This is a genomic window from Bacillus oleivorans (assembly GCF_900207585.1).
GTDB classification, from domain to species: Bacteria; Bacillota; Bacilli; order Bacillales; family JC228; genus Bacillus_BF; species Bacillus_BF oleivorans.
Map to the genome: position 1 here is coordinate 1 of NZ_OAOP01000024.1, position 1645 is coordinate 1645.

Consider the following 1645-nt stretch of genomic DNA (forward strand, 5'->3'; position numbering starts at 1 on the left):
CCCCATGCCCATCAAGCTAACAAAGTAAATTACTAGATACGAAATGATCCTTGTTTTAAAACTAGCGAGTGATGGAAAAGTAGGCATGCCAAAGAAGCCTATTAAAACGCGATTTTTTCGCTAGGCAGCTTGTCTATGCTTCACCGTCGTTTCATACACAACCCCTAGAATATCAAAGACGGTCATCTTCTTATACCGATGACATTTACGACCGTTCTTTTTTAGCAGCTGATAAAGGCGATGCAGAATTTTCATAAGTTCTTCTGTGCCAACTGCTATCGCTTGAAACAGTAACGGAAAGTAATCTTTAATCATATAAATCGCTTTGTATTCACTCAGCTCCTGCTTTTTCTTTTCAAGCAGAAGCTGTCGCATTTGAAACATCGTAGAAGAACAGAGGAGAATGCCAATGAGTTGTCCATATAAATGGCACTCTAGGCGTTCTCTTTTAATATTTTTACATTCATCAATTTCAAAGAATGACTTCCACGTTTTAAACAAAATCTCAATCTGCCAACGAAGTGAATACAATGAATGGACGTAATTCGTCAGTACTTCTTCTAGCGACGTGTTCGTGATATATACATTCATGCCCATTAAACGTTTACTTTTATCCTTCATGACAATGCCTTTCTTCTTTTCACGTATCGCTTGGTTTTTCAGGCGTGTTTGCGTTTGATCATCGGTTAAACGATGGATAATGACACGTGCTGGAAGCTTCTGATTTTGGCCAATGTATGCCTCGGGGATTTCCATCGTTTCACCAGGGGTTAGACCAGACATCATTTGTGTCATATCAAGCTGGATGTATTCTGTTTGCTTTTTTAACGTGCCATTGTTGAAGTATTCTGGCTCAGGGTTCTTGGTATAAATGCGTGTATTCAGCTTCAACCGCGAGATATAGTAAGCCTCTTTATCATGAATGGCTTGTAAGTCTCCTAAATCGAAGTAACCAAGATCACGCAAACACAAATCGCCCGCCTCTACGGTTTCAAGGCAGATGGTACCGTATGTTTTATCATTATTTTTTCCTGGTCCAAGCTGCACGTTAAGAAATTGACCACTAAGTAAATCATATTCCAATTGGATTTTCACGCCTGCCGTATTACTACTCCCACCTGAACCTTGATAGTCAGTGGCGAAATGATCAGGCAGTTGAAACACTGTCGCATCTAAAATACGGATACGATTGAAAGTAGAGATCATGTGTACAGAAAGCGATTGATTTGAACAGAGTTTTTGTGTGAGAAGAGAAGTAAAGACTTCTCGAAGAAATGCGACAGCTGCTGGATTAAAGCGTTGATTCAGTCCTTCTGAGCTCATCAGTACCCCAGTGGAAGCTTCTAACTGACTGCACAATTGTGTAAGTGATGTGCTAGCGATTTCTTGACTAAGCCATACGCAAAGGGCAATGAGTTCGTTTGCTTGATACTTACTAGATCGCTGTACAAAGCCAACTTGTTTGGCGATATCTTGTAAGACTACTGGAGATAAAAAGTATTGTAGTTCTTGTGCAAAAAGATTCAGTTCATTTGAAATGATAGGATTCATCAAAAACGCCATCCTTTCTCGTAAACTTCTTACGATAAGCATAGCGTTTTTTCATTTTGAGGGTATGATTTTAACTTCGCTTGATGGGCATGTG

The 1645-nt window shown here is 39.7% G+C and carries 1 protein-coding gene; it reads right to left on the reverse strand.

Translation table 11 applies throughout. The features are described from left to right. Positions 1-120: 120 nt before the first annotated feature. Positions 121-1551 carry an IS4 family transposase gene (locus CRO56_RS22465; RefSeq protein WP_026585316.1) on the reverse strand — a complete coding sequence of 477 codons (1431 nt, stop codon included), beginning with the start codon at positions 1549-1551 and terminating at the stop codon, positions 121-123. Between the last annotated feature and the right edge of the window lie 94 nt (positions 1552-1645).

Coding starts and splice junctions, on each gene's coding strand:
- CRO56_RS22465 (WP_026585316.1), bottom strand. CDS start 1,551: ATGAATCCTATCATTTCAAATGAACTGAATCTTTTTGCACAAGAACTA.